21 protein-coding genes and 1 pseudogene are annotated in these 18,160 nt (G+C 71.4%); 10 read left to right on the forward strand and 12 right to left on the reverse strand.

Annotated elements, in window-relative coordinates; translation table 11 throughout:
- Positions 1-115 precede the first annotated feature (115 nt).
- The gene (locus tag JIW86_RS03725) at positions 116-1,168 is read right to left on the reverse strand and encodes an aldo/keto reductase (RefSeq protein ID WP_257552479.1); all 1,053 of its coding nucleotides are present in this window, start codon (positions 1,166-1,168) and stop codon (positions 116-118) included.
- 137 nt (positions 1,169-1,305) lie between these two features.
- Here JIW86_RS03725 and JIW86_RS03730 point away from each other — a divergent pair, with 137 nt between their 5' ends.
- The 7 genes from JIW86_RS03730 (at position 1,306) to JIW86_RS03760 (ending at position 5,652) form a co-directional block, all read left to right on the forward strand.
- Positions 1,306-1,677: a MerR family transcriptional regulator gene (locus tag JIW86_RS03730; protein WP_257552480.1), complete on the forward strand. Its 372-nt coding sequence runs from the start codon at positions 1,306-1,308 to the stop codon at positions 1,675-1,677.
- Positions 1,678-2,121: 444 nt separating this feature from the next.
- Complete coding sequence (locus JIW86_RS03735; protein WP_257552481.1) at positions 2,122-3,177, forward strand: helix-turn-helix domain-containing protein; 1,056 nt, start codon at positions 2,122-2,124, stop codon at positions 3,175-3,177.
- Positions 3,178-3,271: 94 nt separating this feature from the next.
- Positions 3,272-3,688, forward strand: a complete 417-nt coding sequence (locus tag JIW86_RS03740) for a hypothetical protein (protein WP_257552482.1) — start codon at positions 3,272-3,274, stop codon at positions 3,686-3,688.
- Positions 3,689-3,977: 289 nt separating this feature from the next.
- Positions 3,978-4,124 (forward strand): hypothetical protein, encoded by a 147-nt coding sequence (locus tag JIW86_RS03745; protein ID WP_257552483.1) that lies wholly within the window; start codon positions 3,978-3,980, stop codon positions 4,122-4,124.
- A 140-nt stretch (positions 4,125-4,264) separates the two neighbouring features.
- Positions 4,265-4,813: a GNAT family N-acetyltransferase gene (locus JIW86_RS03750; protein WP_257552484.1), complete on the forward strand. Its 549-nt coding sequence runs from the start codon at positions 4,265-4,267 to the stop codon at positions 4,811-4,813.
- A 208-nt stretch (positions 4,814-5,021) separates the two neighbouring features.
- Positions 5,022-5,246 (forward strand): hypothetical protein, encoded by a 225-nt coding sequence (locus JIW86_RS03755; protein WP_257552485.1) that lies wholly within the window; start codon positions 5,022-5,024, stop codon positions 5,244-5,246.
- Positions 5,227-5,652: a hypothetical protein gene (locus JIW86_RS03760; RefSeq protein ID WP_257552486.1), complete on the forward strand. Its 426-nt coding sequence runs from the start codon at positions 5,227-5,229 to the stop codon at positions 5,650-5,652. The genes JIW86_RS03755 and JIW86_RS03760 overlap by 20 nt, the downstream gene beginning before the upstream one ends.
- 117 nt (positions 5,653-5,769) lie before the next feature.
- Here the strand turns inward: JIW86_RS03760 and JIW86_RS03765 are convergent, their stop codons facing one another.
- From JIW86_RS03765 to JIW86_RS03775, 3 genes are all read right to left on the reverse strand, one after another.
- The gene (locus JIW86_RS03765) at positions 5,770-6,276 is read right to left on the reverse strand and encodes a DUF3995 domain-containing protein (protein ID WP_257552487.1); all 507 of its coding nucleotides are present in this window, start codon (positions 6,274-6,276) and stop codon (positions 5,770-5,772) included.
- Between the two features lie 235 nt (positions 6,277-6,511).
- Positions 6,512-7,090 carry a dienelactone hydrolase family protein gene (locus JIW86_RS03770; protein ID WP_257552488.1) on the reverse strand — a complete coding sequence of 193 codons (579 nt, stop codon included), beginning with the start codon at positions 7,088-7,090 and terminating at the stop codon, positions 6,512-6,514.
- A complete protein-coding gene (locus tag JIW86_RS03775) occupies positions 7,083-7,415 on the reverse strand; it encodes a hypothetical protein (protein ID WP_257552489.1) in 333 nt (110 codons plus the stop codon). Before JIW86_RS03775 ends, JIW86_RS03770 begins: the two co-directional genes overlap by 8 nt.
- Before the next feature lie 167 nt (positions 7,416-7,582).
- On the opposite strand from JIW86_RS03775, the gene JIW86_RS03780 reads away from it, so the two are divergent.
- Complete coding sequence (locus JIW86_RS03780; RefSeq protein WP_257552490.1) at positions 7,583-9,271, forward strand: serine/threonine-protein kinase; 1,689 nt, start codon at positions 7,583-7,585, stop codon at positions 9,269-9,271.
- A gap of 193 nt (positions 9,272-9,464) precedes the next feature.
- Here JIW86_RS03780 and JIW86_RS03785 read toward each other — a convergent pair whose 3' ends face one another.
- Together JIW86_RS03785 and JIW86_RS03790 are read right to left on the reverse strand one after the other, a co-directional pair.
- Positions 9,465-9,842 (reverse strand): hypothetical protein, encoded by a 378-nt coding sequence (locus JIW86_RS03785; RefSeq protein WP_257552491.1) that lies wholly within the window; start codon positions 9,840-9,842, stop codon positions 9,465-9,467.
- 549 nt (positions 9,843-10,391) lie between these two features.
- Positions 10,392-10,853 carry a DUF6069 family protein gene (locus JIW86_RS03790; protein ID WP_257552492.1) on the reverse strand — a complete coding sequence of 154 codons (462 nt, stop codon included), beginning with the start codon at positions 10,851-10,853 and terminating at the stop codon, positions 10,392-10,394.
- A gap of 195 nt (positions 10,854-11,048) precedes the next feature.
- Here JIW86_RS03790 and JIW86_RS03795 point away from each other — a divergent pair, with 195 nt between their 5' ends.
- Positions 11,049-11,792 (forward strand): SDR family NAD(P)-dependent oxidoreductase, encoded by a 744-nt coding sequence (locus tag JIW86_RS03795; RefSeq protein WP_257552493.1) that lies wholly within the window; start codon positions 11,049-11,051, stop codon positions 11,790-11,792.
- A 107-nt stretch (positions 11,793-11,899) separates the two neighbouring features.
- Here the strand turns inward: JIW86_RS03795 and JIW86_RS03800 are convergent, their stop codons facing one another.
- Together JIW86_RS03800 and JIW86_RS03805 are read right to left on the reverse strand one after the other, a co-directional pair.
- Complete coding sequence (locus tag JIW86_RS03800; RefSeq protein ID WP_257552494.1) at positions 11,900-12,502, reverse strand: hypothetical protein; 603 nt, start codon at positions 12,500-12,502, stop codon at positions 11,900-11,902.
- Between the two features lie 211 nt (positions 12,503-12,713).
- Entirely contained in the window at positions 12,714-12,914 is a 201-nt protein-coding gene (locus JIW86_RS03805; protein WP_257552495.1) for a hypothetical protein, read from the reverse strand.
- Between the two features lie 278 nt (positions 12,915-13,192).
- Between JIW86_RS03805 and JIW86_RS03810 the strand changes: the two genes are divergently transcribed.
- Complete coding sequence (locus JIW86_RS03810; RefSeq protein WP_257552496.1) at positions 13,193-13,729, forward strand: NUDIX hydrolase family protein; 537 nt, start codon at positions 13,193-13,195, stop codon at positions 13,727-13,729.
- A 280-nt stretch (positions 13,730-14,009) separates the two neighbouring features.
- Here JIW86_RS03810 and JIW86_RS03815 read toward each other — a convergent pair whose 3' ends face one another.
- The 4 genes and pseudogenes from JIW86_RS03815 to JIW86_RS03830 all read right to left on the reverse strand — a co-directional run bounded on the left by JIW86_RS03815 (position 14,010) and on the right by JIW86_RS03830 (position 18,131).
- Positions 14,010-14,645 (reverse strand): hypothetical protein, encoded by a 636-nt coding sequence (locus tag JIW86_RS03815; RefSeq protein ID WP_257559637.1) that lies wholly within the window; start codon positions 14,643-14,645, stop codon positions 14,010-14,012.
- A 258-nt stretch (positions 14,646-14,903) separates the two neighbouring features.
- Positions 14,904-14,975 (reverse strand): annotated as a pseudogene (locus JIW86_RS42045) (hypothetical protein); the annotation flags it as partial.
- A complete protein-coding gene (locus tag JIW86_RS03825; RefSeq protein ID WP_257552497.1) occupies positions 14,957-16,225 on the reverse strand; it encodes a DUF6493 family protein in 1,269 nt (422 codons plus the stop codon). The gene JIW86_RS03825 and the pseudogene JIW86_RS42045, both read right to left, overlap by 19 nt.
- Before the next feature lie 454 nt (positions 16,226-16,679).
- On the reverse strand, positions 16,680-18,131 hold the full coding sequence (locus tag JIW86_RS03830; protein WP_257552498.1) for an SWIM zinc finger family protein: 1,452 nt from the start codon (positions 18,129-18,131) through the stop codon (positions 16,680-16,682).
- Positions 18,132-18,160 lie beyond the last annotated feature (29 nt).

The raw sequence follows: 18,160 nt of genomic DNA on the forward strand, positions 1-18,160 counted from the left end.
CGCCGCGCCCGACCCCGGCGCCCCCTCTTGGGCGTCACGCGTCGGCCGATCGACGACCTGGTCAGCCGGCCTCCCCGTACGCCTCACGGGGACGAGGACGTGATGCCATGGCCCGTCAGCCCGCCGCGCGGTCGGAGGCCTGCGGGCGGCGGCGCCGCGCGGGGTCGGTGAGGTGCGGCGGACGCCAGACCCCGTCGGGCTGGTAGACGTTGGTGCCCGGCGGGACGATCTCGTCGATCCGGTCGAGGGCGGCGTCGTCCAAGACGACCGAGGCCCCCTTGAGGGTGTCGTCGAGCTGCCCGAGGGTGCGCGGCCCGATGATGACCGAGGTCACGGCCGGGTGCGCGAGCGGGAAGGCCACCGCCAGCTCGGGGAGCGTGCAGCCGAGCCGCTCGGCCACCCCCACCAGCTCCTCCACGGCGTCGAGCTTGGCAGCGTTTCCGGGCAGCGCCGGGTCGAAGCGGGCGGGGTGGAGCGCGGGCCGTCCGCTGCCGAGGTCGATGGGCCGGCCCTTGCGGTAGCGGCCGGTCAGGAAGCCGGAGGCGAGCGGGCTCCAGGTCAGCGCGCCCATGCCGAGCCGCTCGACGACGGGCAGGACGTTCGCCTCGACGCCGCGCGCCAGCAGCGAGTAGGGCGGCTGCTCCGTCCGGAACCGCTGGAGCCCCCGGCGCTCGGCCACGTGGTGGGCCTCGACTATCTCCTCGGCGGGGAACGTCGAGCACCCGAAAGCGCGGATCTTGCCCGCACGGACCAGGTCGCCGAGTACGGACAGGGTTTCCTCCACGTCGGTCGTGTGGTCCGGCCGGTGTACCTGGTAGAGGTCGATCCAGTCGGTGCGGAGCCGCCGCAGGCTCTCCTCCACCTCCGTTACGATCCAGCGCCGCGAGTTCCCGCCGCGGTTGCGGCCCTCGCCCATCGGGAAGTGCACCTTGGTGGCGAGCACAACGTCGTCGCGGCGCCCGTGCAGCGCCTTGCCGACGATCTCCTCGGACTCGCCCGCCGAGTACATGTCAGCGGTGTCGACGAAGTTGATGCCCCGGTCGAGGGCGCTGTGGATGATCCGCGCGCAGTCGTCGTGGTCCGGGTTGCCGATGGAGCCGAACATCATGGTTCCGAGGCAGTACGTGCTCACTTCGATGCCCGTGCCGCCGAGAACGCGGTAGCGCATGGTCGACCCCCTTGTCGGTGACGGGCGTTGTCCGCCCTGGTGCCCGGGACTCTACGATCTAGAGTCGGGTCTAGATCAAGTGCGACAGGACGGGGCGGACGTTGACGCAGGTCGAAGCGGGTCTGGGCATCGGTGAGGTGGCTGAGCGAACGGGCTTGAGCGTGCACGCCCTGCGCTTCTACGAGCGTGAGGGCATCTTGCTGGCCGCCCCCGCGCGACGCCCCGGCGGCCGCCGCGTCTACACCGAGGGCGACGTCGACTGGCTCAACCTCTGCGTCGTCCTGCGCGCGTCCGGCATGCCGCTGCCCGTCATCCGCCGGTACACCGAGCTGGCGCGGTCCGGGGCCGGCAACGAGCCCGAGCGCCTCGCCCTGCTGCGCGAGCACGAGGCCCGGGTCGTCGCGCAGATCGCCGAGCTCAGCCGCAGCCTGGACCTGGTCCGGCACAAGGTCGCGGTGTACGAGGACCTGATCGGGCACGGGCCCCAGCCGGCCCGGGCGCCGGCCTAACGGTTGGGGCCGGCTTACCGATCTCTCGACACAGCACCAGCCCTCGGCCCCCGGATCTGCGCCGCCAGGGGACGGCAGTTCCGTCACGATCGCGACGTCGGCGGGCAGGTGGCGAGGCGTGGATCTGCTCGGCCGTCCCCTGGATGCGCAGGGTCACCGCATGCTGGTACGGAAACCGTGGCTGTACCGGCCGGGTAGCGGGTTCTGGCGGATGACGGCCTGTCTGGCACAGAACGCGCGGCGGCCGTTGACGGCCTGGGCGTCCGAGCAAGGCGTAACGTTCGTCGGCTCGTCGGCTCGTCGGCGAACGTCACAACGGACCTGGTATGCGCCGGAAAGCATGTGTCTTGATAATTGATCGCGTTGCCGTGGGGATGGGGCACGGCTGTGCGACAAACCGATGAGGGGCCGGATCGCTGTCAAAGGCGAGGCGTGGGGGATCAGATGGGGCTGCTGGTTGCGTCGGATGCTGTCGGGGCAGGCGAGGACGGGTTCGATTGGTTCTGCGAGACGGTGTCCGACGAGGTGATGCCCGTCATGCTCAGCACCCGGCATGCGGCCGGCTTCCGGGCGAGCATCACGGACCTGGATCTCGGGGTGGTGCGGCTGATTGCTCTGGCTTGCTCACCGGTACGCTCGCGCCGCACCGCGACTCATGTCCGTCGTGGCGATCCCGAGCACGTGCAGCTGGCGCTTCTCACGCAAGGCGCTCTTGTGGTCTCTCAGCGGGGCAACGAATCGGTGGTCGCGGGGGGACTCGTACTCACAGACACCTCACGACCGAGCGAGGGGGCATGCACAGACGGGCAGATCGAGTCGGTCGTCATGCAGATTCCCCGTCAGGCCCTGGCACTGAGCTCAGACCGGGTGGACAGCCTCCTTGCACAGAGCCTGGCCGCAGACGTGGGCTCAGGGGCAATCCTCGCCGACTTCCTGAAGTCGCTGCTCACACGCGGACCGCACTGCCGCCCGGAGGAACTGCGCGGAATGGGGACCGTCGCCCTCGACCTGGCCACCGCGTTTCTCGCACGGCAGCTCGGTGACCCTGGTCAGGCGCCTGCCGAGGCCCGTGCGCAGGAGACACTGCAGCGGATCTACCGCTTCATCGAGAACAATCTCGGCGACCCGGGCCTGACTCCTCAGGTGATCGCCGACCGGCACAACATGTCCCTGCGGGGTCTCTACGCCCTCTTCGGCGACCAGCCCCTGACCGTCTCGGCACGCATCCGCCACAGCCGGCTGGAGCGCGCCCACACAGACCTCGCATCAGGGGAACTGAGCGGTCAGCCCGTTCAGGCGATCGCGGCCCGCTGGTGCTTCTCCAGCGCCACCGGGTTCAGCCGGGCATTCCGCGAAGCCTACGGCATCACCCCGACCGAACACCGTGCGATCGCCCTGGCCGCCTCACAGCACGCTGAGCACACAAACCCAGCACGCCATGCACACCACCTTGCGCTGCCCGGCCTTAGATTCTCCGCTGGAGACAGCACCACAGCGTGAGTTGCGGAAGTCGGTCGCCTGCCTGAGCAGGGCGACCGACGGCTACTCATGGTGTGAGTGTCGATGGTGACAATTCGTCAAGGGGAGACATCGCATGTCTGGAATGTTCGGCAAGGTCGCGGCCGTGGCGGCTGCGGCGACGGCGGTCGTGGCAATGGCGGGGGCGCCCGCGAGCGCGGCCGACACGGCGTACAACACGCGGAGCGTGTGGCTGGACGGCCAACCGAGTGGGGCAAACGCAAGCGCGTGCACCACCAGGAGCATGTACCTGGCCAGCGGCACCTACACGTGGACGCAAATCTTCGGGGGCACCCGCACGCCGACCCGCGACATCTACTTGGCCACGGGCACCTACACGTGGAGGGACTGCGTCGTCCCCCATAACGGCTACTACGAGCAGACGTCCAGCCTGTCCAAGCCCGGTTCGGAGACGGCGTACCTCATCGACCCGAGCTTCGGTCAGCTGGCGGGCACTTACACCTTCGGCTCGCTGCTCGACCCGCACTTCTGATCGACCGTCCGGGCATCGCCCGGATCCGCTGAGCGGGCCGGCCCTGGCCGGCCCGCCTCAGCGGCGTACTCCAACGCCTCCGGCAGGGCACCGCGCGTGGTGATCAGCTCGGGCGCACCCGGGCGGCGCAGCTGCCCGAGGCGGCCCCGCTCGGCGATGCGAGCCTGCTGCCACAGGTCTTACTCATCCCGTCGGCGAAAGAGCACACGCGCCTGGTGCAGGGCGCGGAGATGGCGGAGCTCGACTGGGGCCCCGGGCTGAGGGGTGCCTGCGCACGTACCGGGCGACGGTGGAGGAGTTCGACCCTGCGACCGCGAGGGCCTGCACGGACGTCCTGCCCGGGCCGCGGGAGGCCGCGACGGCCTCGTACGTACGCCAGTTCTGCGCTCATCCGGTGGCGGGTGGCCCGCTGCGCGGATGGGTCGGAGACGAGTGAGGCGAACGCGAGTTGGGTCTCAGCGTAGGTATCGCGGCAGCCGTAGAGCGCTTCTCATGTCACGGCCCGACCGGGACGATCACGACGCCGAGGCCGTAAAGCGGTGGACAGCCCTCTGGTGCTGGGCGAGCATCTCCGCGATGAACAACGAACCTCTCCCCATAGCCAAACGCATCCGCTTCGTCGAGCTCAGCGCAAAAGCGCTGCGGGCTCTTGCCGACGGTGACCTCGCCGGCGGCAGCGCCGAGGCCGGGGTCGCCCTTGACGAACACTTCGTCTGCGACCGTGCCCGCTGGATCTTCGGCTATCGCGCTGACCAGCTCACCGAGGACCCGTCCGCCGCGCCGTGGATCACGCGCGCCGCGGTATCCGAACCGGACGGGGCCGTCGTAGGCGACGCCGGGTTCCACGGGCCGCCGGACGAGGCCGGCATGGTCGAGGTCGGCTACACCGTCGTGCCCGGGTACCGCCGCCAGGGCTACGCCCGCGCCATGCTGACGGCGCTGCTGGCCAGGGCCGCCGCCGAACCCGGTGTCAGAACCGTGCGGGCCACTATCGGATCCGACAACAACGCCTCCCTCGCCACCATCGCGGGCTTCGGTTTCACGCGCGTCGGCGAGCGGGGAACCGAACGCGACGGGATCGCGATCGTCTTCGAGGTCCCGGCAGACGCGATTCAGGCCGAGTAGCCGTACGGCCTCGGCGGACATGGTGATCGTCCCGGCCGGGCCGCCGTGACAGGAGAAGGGCCGCACGGGTTGGGTGAGTTGTGAAGCCGAGACCTGGGCTCACGGTGCCTCACGCTCACACTTCGCCGAGCTCGCCAGTGCGTGGGAGGCCGCGCGGCAGTCCGCCTCCGCGAGACCCGGGCCGCAGTCCCGCCGCCGTGGGCCCGCCGTGGGCCGCAATGACCGGGAGTTCATCTCCGGCAAGAACAAGCAGAACGCGGTCAAGGCCATGTTCCTCACCGACGCCGCGGGCAAGCTCCTGTTCTACGAACGCCAGCGCAAAGCTCCCTCCTCGCGCCGCATCCGCGTCGAGCACGGCATCGCCCATCGAAAGTCGCTTGGTCCGCTTGTCGGACACGCCTACCCTCTGGCGCATGATCCAGACGAGGCATGACGACTTGCGTAGCTATCAGGTGGGACCAGTACACGCGGAGCTTCGCGGTCTCACGGTAAGTGACGACCGTGAAGGCATGCTCGAAGGGACGCCGCACCTGCACCGTCGCTTTCGTCTGATGGGCATCGAGAAGGCGATGGCAGCGACGCCGCATTTGTATGTGCACGATCTCGACAAGGTCCGAGCCGATGCGGAGCGGCGGGTCGAGGAGTGGCTGCCGCGAGAGGCGGTTCATGCTCGGCTGACGTCATGGTGGACGCCCGAGGCCATGGCAGAGCCTGGTCATACGGCGCTCTCGGTGATGTGGTTCCAAACGCCGGCGCAGGATCCCTTTGCCTACCTGGCCACGATCGTGCGTCCCCTGGACTGGACTTCACTTGCCGGGTTTGTTCCATTTGAGGATTAGGTACGTGTTGAATGTGCTGGTCACAGCCATTCACTCAGATGACCCCGCCCCATGCCCACGTCAACGGCCCCGGCACCGGTCAGTCACCTGATCGGCCGGACAACTGCGACCCTGCCGTCAGAGTCCCGCCCGGCGCGCGCGCAGGTGCTGCCAGGCGGCGATGCCCAGGGTGATCCCCCAGGTCAGGAAGAGGGTGTACCAGAACAGTGCCCAGGCGGCCTGCGGGTGAGCGTCCTGGGTGGCGAAGGCCGGGGCCGAAACCACGCGGTCGGCGGAGAGCAGGTACTGCATCGCGAAGTACGTGAAGCCCCAGAGGGTCATGCCGATCGCGGCGAGGCCCGACGGGACGGCGATGAGGAGGGCCGGGATCCGGCGGCCCCAGGGGCGGACCAGGGCGAGGGAGAGCACGGCGCCGAATACAGCCAGGGCGCCCATCATCCAGTAGCCGATGGCGGCCTCCAGGTTTCCGTGCGGGGCCGTGGCGAAGTCCCCGGGGAACATCGCCGAGATGCCGGCGCCCCACCAGAAGTGGGGCGCCGCGTATCCCAGGGCCGCGACAGCGGCCACGTAACCGGGCCATGCGGGCTGACGGGTGGGCAGTGAGGTCGCGCTCTCGGTCGCCATCAGGTTCTCCAGGATGCTCGGGTTCGAGTGGCGGTCCGATGTCCCCCGCCGTGAACCAAGCCTCTCCGAACAGCCCCCTCCCTCGGATCCGGCCGCCGCCCGATCCCGTACTCCCCCACCCGGGGGAGCCCGCTCCATCCCGGGTACCGGCCGACTGTTGGGACAGGCGGCCTGTGGCCTGGGTTGTCTTCACCGGAGCGGCCACGAAGTAGCCCCTGAGCTGCGAGGTGCCGGGCTACTTGATGCGGTCGAGGAACCCGAGCACCCGATGGGTGGCCTGAGTTGCGGCGTGCTCGTCGTGCGACGGCAGGCTGCTGTCGGCGAACAGGTGCTTGTCGCCGGGGTAGAGGAACAACTCGGCATCCGCCGCCATCTCTACGAGCACGCGGGCCGCGTCCACATCGCCCTCCCCGGCGAAGAACGGATCTGCGTCCATGCCGTGGATCTGGACCGGGACGTCCTGGGGCCAGGCACCGCCGAACTCCGAGACCGGGACGCATGCCTCGAGCAGCAGTGCACCCTTCGCGCCGGGGCGGGTTTGGGCCAGCTTCTGCGCCGGTAGGGCGCCGAGTGAGAACCCGAGGTAGACGAGCTCCGCAGGCAGCCCCTCGGCGGCGGCGGCTCCGCGCGCGATGATCGTGCCGAACCCGACGCTCTCGGCGTAGCCGATACCCTCCGTGAGGCTGTCGAATATCCGTCCATCGAACAGATCAGGAGTGTGGACGGTGTGCCCGGCCCGTCGCAACTGCCCGGCGAACTCGCGGACGCCGGTGGTCAGCCCGTGCCCGTGGTGGAAAACCAGCACCTCAGCCATGTCGCTCCCCTCGCGCTGCGGTGCCCGGGCGGCGCCGCAGCACGAGTATGGCCCGCGCCACTGACATCTGCGGGTCGTAGCCGGACGGGATCAGATCCCGCTGGATGGCCTCATCGGCCCACTCAGCCTGCAGGTAGCGGACCTCACCGAGGAGTTCACCGATGCGGGTCCGCTGGGTGAGCTGGTCGGCCAGGATCTGGGACCGGTGTTCGCCGGCTTGAGCCATCGCCGCGGCGATCGCGGTCCTGGCCTCGCCTCGCCTCGCCTCGGGGTTGTCGTAGAGGAAGGCGCGGGAGACGTCCGCGCTGCGGGCAACGGCGGCCACTGATCTGGGCCTTGATCTCAGGTGAGATGTCTTGGCGATCACGGCTGTTGGAAGGTTCAACCTGCGTGCCGAGGGCCGGGCCGGGCGCACGGGCACATATGCGAACCCCTACCCTGGTGCCCGCCACGTGGCGAATTTCGAACAGTGCGACGAACGGGATGTGACAGGTGACGGGGGCGAACGGCGCGGATCTGGTCGGCGAGGTTCTGGGCGGGCGATACCGCGTGACCGCCACGATCGGCCGCGGTGGCATGGGTGTGGTCGCCCGGGCGGTAGACCAGTTGCTGAACCGCGAGGTCGCCGTCAAGGTCCTGCGGGCCTACACCGACGCCTCCCCGGCCGAACTGGCCGATCTGCGGGTCCGGATGCAGCGGGAGGCGCAGGCCGCCGCCCGTATCCGGCACAGCGGTGTGGTCACCGTGCACGACGTGGTCGAGGAGCAGGGGCTGCCGGTCATCGTCATGGAGCTGGTCGACGGACCCTCCCTCGACGCTGTGCTGGCGGAGCGCGGCTCACTGGATCCGCGCGAAGCGGCCGCGATCGGTGCCAAGCTGATGGACGCGCTCGACGCGGCACACCGGGCCGGGGTCCTCCACCGGGACGTCAAGCCCGGCAACGTACTGCTTGAGCGCAGCGGCCGGGTCGTGCTCACCGACTTCGGCATCGCCAGCATGGAGACCTCCGGCGACGAGGCCCTGGCCAAGCTGACCCAGAGCGGTCAGATCGTCGGCTCTCTCGACTACCTGCCACCGGAGCGCGCACAGGGCCAGGTACCGGGTGCCGCGTCGGACATCTGGGCGCTCGGCATGACGCTGTACGCGGCCGTGGAGGGCGCTTCGCCCTTCCGTCGTACGTCGGTGTGGTCCACGCTGGCGGCGATCGTCGGCGAACCGCTGCCGGAGCCCCGGCGCGCCGGACCCCTCACCCCGGTGTTGCAGGCGCTGATGGCCAAGGACCCGCTGCAGCGGCCCGACGCCGGGCAGGCGCGCGAGATGCTGGAGGCGGTGGCCGCGGGCAGGAGGGCGGACCTCGCGGCGGCACCGGCGCCCCAGCCCGTCACTCCGCCGGGCTTCGGTCCGGCTCTCGCCGTGCCTCTCTCCCCGCCTGCCCCCCAGCCCGTCGCTTCCTACTCGGCCGGCGCGTACGCTGCCCCTCCGCTGGTGGGCGGCGCGCAGCCGGGCATGGCGCCAGGTATGCCCGCCGGTCACAACGGCAGTTCCGAGACCCGTGCCACGACGGTCCGCGCGCGGCGCCGCCGCACCCGTACCATCGTCGCGGTGGCGACCGCCACCGTCCTCACCTGCGGCGGAGTCGCCTACGCTCTGATGGACATGCGAGGCGTCGAGGGCAGCGGTGGGTCGAACGCGGCGTTGCCCACGGCGAGCACGACCGGCGGCCGGACCTCCCCGGGGGACCTGATGTCCATCAGCCCCGGCGAGCAGTCGTCCGGTACCCCTCCGAAGAAGGATGAGGGCCGAGAGCCAGGTCCCACGTCAGCGCCCGGCAACGGAGGTGACAAGCCGGCAGGGGACCCGTCAGCCTCTCCGAAGGCAACGCCCGGTTCCACGGCGAAGGAGCCCACCCCGGTGTCGACGGCGTGCACCGGCTGGGCCCACTCGAACCGCAGCGACGGCTACGGCCACGCGGCCCAGAACACCCACCTCTACACCGGGCCGTACGCGGGGTGCTCCTTTGTGACCGAGGTCAAGTCCGGCGCGAAGGTCTACTACCACTGCTATGTCACCAATGCCCAAGCCAACAAGTGGATCTACGCCCGTATCGCGGGCACGGACACCGAAGGCTGGGTGTTCGGCGACAAAACCACCCTGGACAGCGGCACACTCGCCCGCTGTTGAGACTGATCCGCAATTCACCAGAGGGTGAGTTGCGGGTCGCAGCCAGGGCCGCGTCCTGCCCACCCGGCACGAACTGCACCTCGCCGCGGTGTCGTCACGGCTCTCTCGAACAGGTCAGCGCGCCCGGATCCAGGCCCCTTGGTCCGATCGCCAACGAATCCCCTGCTGCCACCGGGTCTCCCCGCACGGAGGGTCACTTTCCGTCGGTGATGTAGTAGTCGTTCTTGAGGTACTCCAAGGTGTAGCTGCCCAGGTCTTCCTCAGAGAAGGTGGCGGAGGACCTGACCGCTTCGAGCGGCATCTCGATCTTGTCGAGGGTGTGCACCCGGACGCGCTGCGGATCGACCGTCGCGGTCTGCAGGGCCTTCTTCTGCTCGGGTGAGATCATCTGAAACACGATCACGTACGTCGACGTGCACGGACCGAATCCCTGCTCCTCTGCCTTCTTCGCGCCGGGCCCGGCCACTTCGCAGACCGTGTCGATGTCCTCACTCCCGAGGCCGTGGAGGTACTGCTCGTACCGCTGGATCGCGCGCTCCTTCGTCCTGGGCGCGGGCAGGTTACCGGTCACAGCGGCCGACGGCTTCTCGGTTCCGGCGGACGCGGACGGCGTGCCCGACGGCACTATCGCCGGTGTGGACGCGGACGGCTGCGAAGGCTTCGCGTCAGCGTTCTCCTTCACCTTCTCCGGACCGCACCCGCACGCCGCCAGCACCACGCATGCCGATACCGCCACGCTCACCATCGTCCGCGTTTTCATCAGATCCCCTCCACCAGCCGACTGCCCATCAAGAGCTCACGCAGGATACGGCGGAACGGTTCCCGAGCCGGGCCACGCGGGACGCCGGCCGGTTCACGGAGGGTCCGATTCCCCGTGTGCCGCTGTACGAGGACCCCGTGCGCTGAAGGCGGCAGGGCTTCAAGCACTGCACCGCCCGCGAGGTCCGCAGTCCGGCGGCGCGCACACCCCGGAACGGCCTACCAGTTCCCCCTCAGTCGGGGGGCGTTCGACCACTTCAAGTTCGGCTGGAAGCTCTGCGGCAAGTCTGGAGCCATGTTCTTCGCCGACGACAGCGAGTTCAACGGCGACTGCCCAGTCAGTGGGCCGACATCGACCAGGTCAATGGTGGCGGCGGTGGAGCTTCAGGGTGGTGACGACCGCCACCCCGAGCGTGATGTGCATGAGGGCCAGGGCCACGACGGTGCCGCCGTCGGCACCGGACGACAGCGGGCCGGCAACCGACAACAGCGCCAGCCCACCGCCCACGTACTGCCCGATCCGCAGAAAGACCGGCTTCCACAAGGCCATCAAAAGGGCAGCGCCCGTCCCGACGACCAGCGGGACGACGGAGGCGCCGATGACGCCCCCGACCGTGATCGGGTGCTCTGCGCCGCCGTCGACGACGACCAGCGAGGCACCGGCCAGCGTGGCGACGGCAAGAACGATCAGATTGACCACGGCCGCGCCGACCGCGCCGGTGACCAGCACCATCCACCAGCCGAGGCCGGAACGGCGGACCGAGGGCACGGCGGACACGGCGGGTACAGCGGGGCCGGAGTTTGGAACGGCACTGCTCGACATGAGACTTCCTCCAACGTGTGAAGTGCTGCGCTGCGCCGCCCTACGGCCAGCGGCATACGAAGAAGCCTCCAACCTGAACCTCACTTGAGGTCAAGCCCTCCCCCGGCTCTCCCGGCCCTGCGAGGTCAGACCATGAAGAACAAGTTCATGCCAGCATGCACGGAGTGACCCCTCCTGCCTCGATGAGGAGATCTCGTGAATCACACGACCGGCCGGATTCTGGTGACGGGTTCCGCCGACGGCCTGGGACGGGCCGCAGCACACTCGCTGCTGTCCGCGGGACACGAGGTGGTGGTGCACGCCCGGAACCCGGAGCGAGCGGCCGGCCTCGGCCCACTGCTGGACCGAGGAGCAGGCATCGTGGTGGGCGACCTCACGGACCGCGACGCCGTACGGCGCATCGCCGCAGAGCTGAACGACGCGAAGCCGCTCGACGCGGTCATTCACAACGCCGGCGTATGGAGGGGTCCCGCGGTCATGCCGGTCAACATCGTCGCGCCATACCTGCTCACGGCCCTGCTGCGCGAACCCCGCCGCCTGGTGTACCTGAGCAGCGGCTCACATTTCGACGGACACCCCCACCTCTCGCTTGCCGGCATCGACTGGCGGGGCGAGCACGCCGGCTCGTACGCGGACAGCAAGCTGTTCGTCACGGCGCTCGCGGCGGCCATGGCCCGCCTGCGCCCCGGGGTGCTGAGCAACGCCGTCGATCCGGGCTGGGTGCCGACGAAAATGGGAGGCCCAAACGCCCCAGATGATCTTGAACTGGGCCACCGGACGCAGGAGTGGCTGGCGACGAGCGACGATCCCCAGGCCCTGACGACCGGCGGGTACTGGTACCACCGCCAGCAGCAGCCGCCGCACCAAGCGGTCAACGACCGAGCGTTCCAGGACCGCCTCCTGGAAGCGCTCGCCCATGAAACGGGCGTCTCGATCTGACCGATGTGCGAGGGCTGCACCAGGCATGAATCCAGCGGGCACGCGCGTGGCGTCCAGCCGCGCCGGGAAGCCGCTCGGATCCCTGCCCCGCGGCTCGGACCTCCCCGTCAGTACGGGCCGCCGCGGAAGAGCCGCGTGCCGTGGTGGCGCGGGCGGTCGCCACGTTCGTGGGCCGCGTCGGAGCGGTCGGCGGGGGTCGAGAGCCGGGCGAGGGTCCGGAGGGTTTCCAGGCCGGCCATCACCTCGTCACGGCGCTCCGCGGACTTCATCCAGGCCGGCAGCCGGGCGAACATCGCCATCGTCGGGGAGGCGTGACGCTCGCGCAGCCGGGCGCCCACGTAGGCGGCGAGGGCGTCGACGTGCTCCTCGTCGTAGGCCCACAAAATCCGTCCCGCACAGCGGGTCTGAAGCCAGAGCGGCCGCCGGAAGAAGGGGTCCTCGGTGCCGCCGGGCACCGCGCCGACCAGACCGGCGCCCCGCTCCTCGGCCGTCCAGTCGGCGACCGCGCCGCAGCCGGCGCAGGTGAGTCGGCGGGGCTGGAAGAGCAGGGCGCTGAAGTACTTCGGCGCCGGGAGGCCGGGCCGAGGCACGACGAGCGCGCGGCCCCCGCACCTCGGGCAGACCACGAGCACCCGGCTGGTGAACTGGACGAGCCACGTGCCGTGGTCGTGGTGGCGGACCGGATGGGGGATCGCGGGCTCGTAGCTCATGACGGACACCCTGCCAGGGCGCGACCCGCCCCAAGGACCGGGGTACATGGCTGCTGTTCGCGGCTGAAGGGCTCGGCGTCAGGTGAGCGCGAAGGTAGTCCCAGACGAGCACGACCGGAGCCCCGAGCTGATCGTGCGCGCGCACGATGAGGTCCCGAGAACCCGAGTTCCAACGGAGCCGGGCCTTCCTCGCCCGGAATCCCCGGACCTCCTAGAAGGCGACGTGAAGGTCCGATCGCGTCTCCCCGTGCACGGCGGAGGTGAGCTCAGCCCTCGGGGCATCGGGGGCGGATGCGGGCGCGGTGACGGCGGGTGTGGCGATCACTGCTTCGGGTGCGGAAACGGCGACGGGGGTGGCGATAGCGGCGGCGATGGCGAGGATGGCAGTGACGCGCAGGGTCCACTTCAGCATGGTGAGGCTCCGATCTCGGCGTGTGATGGCATGCGTCTTGATCGTCGCCACCCATCCGGTGTCCGGGCATCGTCCGAAGGTCGCGGCCGTCTCCCCGCACGGGGGAGACGGCCGCCGCGGTGTGCCTCACGTCCTGTGAAATCGACTCTGGGCCCGCCCTGGGGACACCCCGCTTGGGTGCACCGTTCTCCGATGCAGGCGGGTGTCCGAACGAACCTCCGCATCCGAACCGGCGCGCGATCCTGTTCCCGGGCGCCCCCGGAAAGTATGATCAAGCAATGTCCGACACGACCGAGACCGCACACGGCTGGCTGAGCAAGGACGAGCTGGAAACGGCCAGGGCGCGCATGCCGATCCTGTACGTCGAGGCCGTCCCCGTACGCGTGGATGACAGCGGCGAGGTGACCAGCATCGGCCTGCTGCTGCGCATCGGTCCGGACGGTACGGTCAGCCGCACCCTGGTGTCCGGCCGCGTCCTGCACCATGAACGGGTCCGTGACGCGCTGCTGCGCCACCTGGAGAAGGACCTCGGTCCGGTGGCCCTACCGCGCGTCCCCGCTTCCCTCCAGCCCTTCACGGTCGCCGAGTACTTCCCCACGGCGGGCGTCACTTCCTACCACGACCCGCGCCAGCACGCGGTGTCCCTCGCCTACATCGTGCCTGTGGCCGGTGACTGCCGCCCCAGGCAGGACGCTTTGGACCTGGTCTGGTTCAGCCCGCAGGAGGCGGCCTCCTCGGCTGTGCAGAGCGAAATGCCGGGCGGGCAGGGTGTGTTGCTCAAGCAGGCGCTCGCGCACGCCGGGCACGTCTACTGAGACCCCCACGGCGAGCGGAGCGCCGTCGGGGCCCGCGAGGTCCCAGTTCTCGTGCAGGTCGACGTCGAACCCGTCCCTGAACTTGGCGTTCTTGAAGTCGGCGAACGGATCGGTGGTGCTCGTGAATATCCCGTCCCGATCGGGCAGATTCCGGCACATCCTCCCGGGGGTCGGCCGATGGGGTGCCCGCTGCGCTGTCGTGCATCAGAAGGGGTTGGGTGGCCTCACGGTCCGTCCGTGAGGCCACCCGTGAGGCCGGGCACCCGGGGCCGGCGGCGGGTCAGGCGGGCGCCAACTCCTGGTTGCGGTCGAGGGCTTTACCCAGGCGGATCGCCTGCGTGACCAAGCGGGACCGGCCGCCGCGGGCCGCGACTGCGGCGAGGCCGGCCGGGTGCGAGGAGGCGGCCGCGGACTCTTCCACGCAGTCGGCGGCCATCTCGAGGAGGTCGCCGGTGCCGCGCGGGTCGGCAGTGCCGGCGAGCAGGGCGGGCAGGGCGGCCGCCAGGACGGACCAGGTGGTCGCGCAGGCGCCGGTCGCGGCGGCGGTGCGCAGCGAGTCGGCGAGCCGGTTGGGCTTGACCGTGCCCAGGGTCATTTGCTCCCCCAGGTCGGAGCCGAGGCGTACGGCGTCCAGTTCGCCGCGGGCGGCGAGGGCGAGGAGCGCGTCGACGGCCCTCAGCCGGTCTTCGGCGTGCCGGGCGCCGAGTCCGGTGGCGACGGCCAGGTGGAGCGCCGGGCCGGCCGGGCCTCCGGCGGCTGCGAGCAGGGGCAGCACGGTGGTCCCGCCCCGTCCTTCGTGGAGGGCGCAGGAGGTGATGGCCGGGAGCGACCAGGCGGCCAGGGTCTCGCGGTCCTCGGGGAGGGTGGCGACCAGGGCGGCGTCGCCGTCGCCGTCCCAGCAGCGGCCGGTTGCCATGCGGGCCTGTCCCAGCTCCCGGAACGGCTTGGGGAATCGGCGTAGAACGGTGGGGCGTTCCCCGGTGTCCAGGGTGAGGTGCTCCGGCCACTCGTCGTAGTGGCGGGCTACGGCCGGCGCGGTGCGGCGGGTGACGGCGGCGGGCAGGCCTTGCTCGCCGAGCCAGGCCGCGAGCCGGTCCCCTTCGGGTGTGCCCAGGGCGGCGGCCGCGGGGATGGCGGTGGGGTCGCGGCGGGTCCGTAGCAGGGCCTGCGCGAAGTCCGCAGGGCCGGGGGTCTCGCCGAGCCGTGCGTACGCGGCGAGGCGCTCGATCAGGGTGCGCGGGTCCAGGGAGCCGCTCGTGTGGGTGGGGACGGCGAGCAGGAAGGGAGCGGCCTGCCCGCGATGTGCCGTGCCGCCTCGGCCACGCGGGCGTGGGCGGCGACGTGGAACGCGGGGTGGTGGCAGTCGCTGCGCCAGGACGCGAGCGCGCGCCCCGGCGGGTGGGCCGGCGCCGCCGGGCGGGCGTCCAGGACGGCGGCGGCGACGTGTTCGATGCCGGGCAACTCGCTGGTGTAGTGGCGGGACTGCTCGGGGTCGAGCCACCAGCGGCCGGCCAGCGCGGGGCGCAGCGCCGCCGCGAGGGCGGCCCGGTCCCGGTGGGCGTGCCGGACGAGGCCGTCGAGGGCGCGTTCGTACTCCTCGACGCTCGCGGTGCGGGAGTTGACCACGGCGGCGACGAGCTCCGCGGTCTCCTCGACGCTTTCCGGGGCGGGTGCGAGCGGGACCTGGGCCGGGGGCGGCGGAAGGATCTCCCGGTAGGGGGCGTCGACGGCGGCGGGGGCGGCGTCCGGGCCGAGGACCTCCACGGCCCGCGCCCGATGTAGGGGGCTCAACAGGTGTGCGGATTCGGCGAGTCCGGCTCGCACGTGCGGGTCGGAGACGAGATGCGCGGCGGCGAGCTTGAGGGCCCGTTCCTGGATGTCGGTGTCGGTGTGCCCGAAGGCCTCGCCGAGTACGGGCAGCAGCTCGGGGGCGGCGGCCGGATCGCGGACCAGCTCCCGGCCGAGCAGCACCAGTTGGGCGCGGACCAGCTTCTTCTCGGGGCGGAAGAGGACGGTCTGGGACATCTCGGCGAGCGGGCGGGGGGCGAGACCGCCGGCCGCGGCGAGCCGGGCCAGGGCCTGCTGGGCGTGCCCGGCAACGGCGGACGGGGCGTCGGCGGCCAGCGCGATCCAGTCGGCGGCACGCTCCCGCTCCTCCTGCGCGGTCGGGTGCAGGGCCTGCAGGATCGCGAGGTACGGCTTGAGGTGGGGGGCGGTGCCGCCGCGCAGCAGACGGGCCGTGCACCCGTCCAGGAGGGCCGTACGGTCGACCAGGCCCTCCTCTGCGAGGGCGACGAGCGCGGTCGGCCAGTGGTACGGGCCGGCGGGCTCGCCCAACCAGCGGAGCGAGGTGACCGGCTCGGCGGTCTCGAAGAGGCGCGGGACGAGCTCGGCGGTGTACGGGTCGCTGCGCAGGGCGTCGACGAGGGGGTGCGGTAGGTGGGCAGGGATGAGGCCCAGCCCTCGAGGCAGCCGTCGGTGGTCGGCATCGCGCATCCGGCGAGACCGACGAGCACGCGGATCAGCGGGTAATCCTGCTCCGCTGTCGCGGCCCGCGCGGCGAGCCGGTGGGCGAGGTCGCCGAGCCACCGAGGCTCCCGGTCGGACAGGACGTCGAGCAGGGCGCCGGTCGGGAGCGCCTGCCAGCGGCGCAGGTCGCGTGCGGCGATCCAGGAAGCCGCGGCAGCCGCACCGGTGGTGCAGCCGGCGCCGGCGACGACCAGGGCCGGGTTCGCCAAGTCCCGTTCCCGCCAGTTCTCCCAGCCCTGGGAACGCAGGTCGGCTCGCAGCACCTTCAGCTCGGCGAGCAGCTCCCGGCGCTGCGCCCGGTCCAGGGGCTTCAGCAGTCCCGGCAGGTCGGCGGCGCGTCCGGCCCGGACGGCGGCGAGGATCTCCCGCGCGGGGACGTCGGTCTGCGCGGCGGGCGCGGAAGTCTCCTGGGCGGTGGCGTTCATCGTGCGGCTCCGGCGGGGGTGGTGGTGTGCGTGGTGTCGGGGTGCGTGGTGTCGGCGTGTGTGGTGTCGTCCGGGTGCGAGGCGGCCCGCCGGGCCATGCGGGTGGCAAGGGCGTGCTTGCAGGGGCCCCGGCGGCCGCGGTAGTCGGCCCACCACTGGCAGGTGCAGCTGAGGGCGCCGCCGGTGCCCCGGACCTGGTAGCGGCGTTCCCCGGAGGCGACGACGGCGGTGCCGGCACCGTCGTCCAGCGTGACAGCGCCCTCCGCCAGCAGGGCGCGGGCGGCGACCAGGCGCGGGTTGTGGCGTTCTGCGCGACGGGCATCGTAGGGCAGTTCGCGGTGGAAGTAGGCGGCTTCGGCGAGGTCGTAGCCGACGCGGCCGGCCGTGCCGAGGTACGTGAGGGCTGCCCGTACGCGCTCTACGGGCAGCCCGGACTGCTCGGCCAGGTCGGCCGGGTCGATGCGCGGCTCCCAGGCCAGCAGCACGGAGATCAGGTCGGCGTCCTCGGCCGCCGTGTCCGTGGCAAGGGCCTCCAGGACGCCGCCCTCGCCGGAGAACCCACGGTCGGGCTCCGGGGAGAGGGTGAGCGTGAGCCGCATGCCGGGCAGCCCGACCTCCCATGCAGAGGCGGTGGGCCCGGCGCCGTCGGCCGGAGGCCCGTACACGCGCAGGCCGGTCGCGTTGCGCAGTACCCGCTGGAGGGCCGCGAGCCGGTCCGGGCCGGGCAGGCAGACCGCACCGGGCACGGGGCGGGTGGTGGGGCGCAGCGTACGACCGGCGGGCACCACCCACAGGGCGGCGCTCGCGGCGCCGCCGGCCGCGGGAGTGCGCGGGAGCGAGCGCAGGAAGCGTACGGCTTCGGCGGCGGTGAGTTCGGCGCGCAGGTCGAAGCTGGTGGTGATGGCCTGGGATTCGGCGAAACCGCGCAGCCAGCGGTCGGGCAGCGGCACCTTCTTCTCGACGACCGGACCGTCGAGGGTGGTGACGGTCAGCTCGTCGGGGCCGACGCGCAGGTGCAGCGGGTCGTCGCCGGTCAGTCGGGACAGGGCCTCGCGCAGCGGGTTGTTGACGTCGACGTTGGTGGTGCCGTGGCCGGTGTCGGCTCCGCCCAGTCCCTCGGGGAGCACGTCGAGCCGGGCGTACACCCCGCAGCACCCGGAGAAGGACTCGAAGCGCAGCCGGTCGCCGTTGCCCGTGACGACCGGGTCGAGGGAGGCCCGCAGGGTTCGCCGGTAGTAACGGGCGGCGGCCACGTCGGCGACGGCAAGCAGGGCGCGGGCAGCGGCCTGAGGGCTGTTCAGGAACCCGGCGAAGAACTGGGGGTGGGCCTCGGCCCCGGCCGGCGTCAGGCCGCCCGCGGTCTCCAGGCCGAGCATCCGTCCCGTGCCGGCGGCGGTGGTCAGCGAGGATGAGCCCGCGTAGGCGAAGGTGTGTGCGGTTCGCGTCATGACCGGAACGCTAAGCGGGACCACTGACA

It is taken from the genome of Streptomyces sp. NBC_00162 (genome assembly GCF_024611995.1).
GTDB lineage: Bacteria > Actinomycetota > Actinomycetes > Streptomycetales > Streptomycetaceae > Streptomyces.

Excerpts from the sequence above, each read along its gene's own strand:
- JIW86_RS03810 (WP_257552496.1), top strand. The coding sequence starts at position 13,193 with ATGTCCGACACGACCGAGACCGCACACGGCTGGCTGAGCAAGGACGAG.
- JIW86_RS03805 (WP_257552495.1), bottom strand. The coding sequence starts at position 12,914 with ATGCTGAAGTGGACCCTGCGCGTCACTGCCATCCTCGCCATCGCCGCC.
- JIW86_RS03825 (WP_257552497.1), bottom strand. The coding sequence starts at position 16,225 with ATGCGCGATGCCGACCACCGACGGCTGCCTCGAGGGCTGGGCCTCATC.
- JIW86_RS03760 (WP_257552486.1), top strand. The coding sequence starts at position 5,227 with ATGATCCAGACGAGGCATGACGACTTGCGTAGCTATCAGGTGGGACCA.
- JIW86_RS03790 (WP_257552492.1), bottom strand. The coding sequence starts at position 10,853 with ATGTCGAGCAGTGCCGTTCCAAACTCCGGCCCCGCTGTACCCGCCGTG.
- JIW86_RS03740 (WP_257552482.1), top strand. The coding sequence starts at position 3,272 with ATGTCTGGAATGTTCGGCAAGGTCGCGGCCGTGGCGGCTGCGGCGACG.
- JIW86_RS03735 (WP_257552481.1), top strand. The coding sequence starts at position 2,122 with ATGGGGCTGCTGGTTGCGTCGGATGCTGTCGGGGCAGGCGAGGACGGG.
- JIW86_RS03770 (WP_257552488.1), bottom strand. The coding sequence starts at position 7,090 with ATGGCTGAGGTGCTGGTTTTCCACCACGGGCACGGGCTGACCACCGGC.
- JIW86_RS03830 (WP_257552498.1), bottom strand. The coding sequence starts at position 18,131 with ATGACGCGAACCGCACACACCTTCGCCTACGCGGGCTCATCCTCGCTG.
- JIW86_RS03800 (WP_257552494.1), bottom strand. The coding sequence starts at position 12,502 with ATGAGCTACGAGCCCGCGATCCCCCATCCGGTCCGCCACCACGACCAC.
- JIW86_RS03765 (WP_257552487.1), bottom strand. The coding sequence starts at position 6,276 with ATGGCGACCGAGAGCGCGACCTCACTGCCCACCCGTCAGCCCGCATGG.
- JIW86_RS03815 (WP_257559637.1), bottom strand. The coding sequence starts at position 14,645 with ATGGCAACCGGCCGCTGCTGGGACGGCGACGGCGACGCCGCCCTGGTC.
- JIW86_RS03750 (WP_257552484.1), top strand. The coding sequence starts at position 4,265 with ATGAACAACGAACCTCTCCCCATAGCCAAACGCATCCGCTTCGTCGAG.
- JIW86_RS03725 (WP_257552479.1), bottom strand. The coding sequence starts at position 1,168 with ATGCGCTACCGCGTTCTCGGCGGCACGGGCATCGAAGTGAGCACGTAC.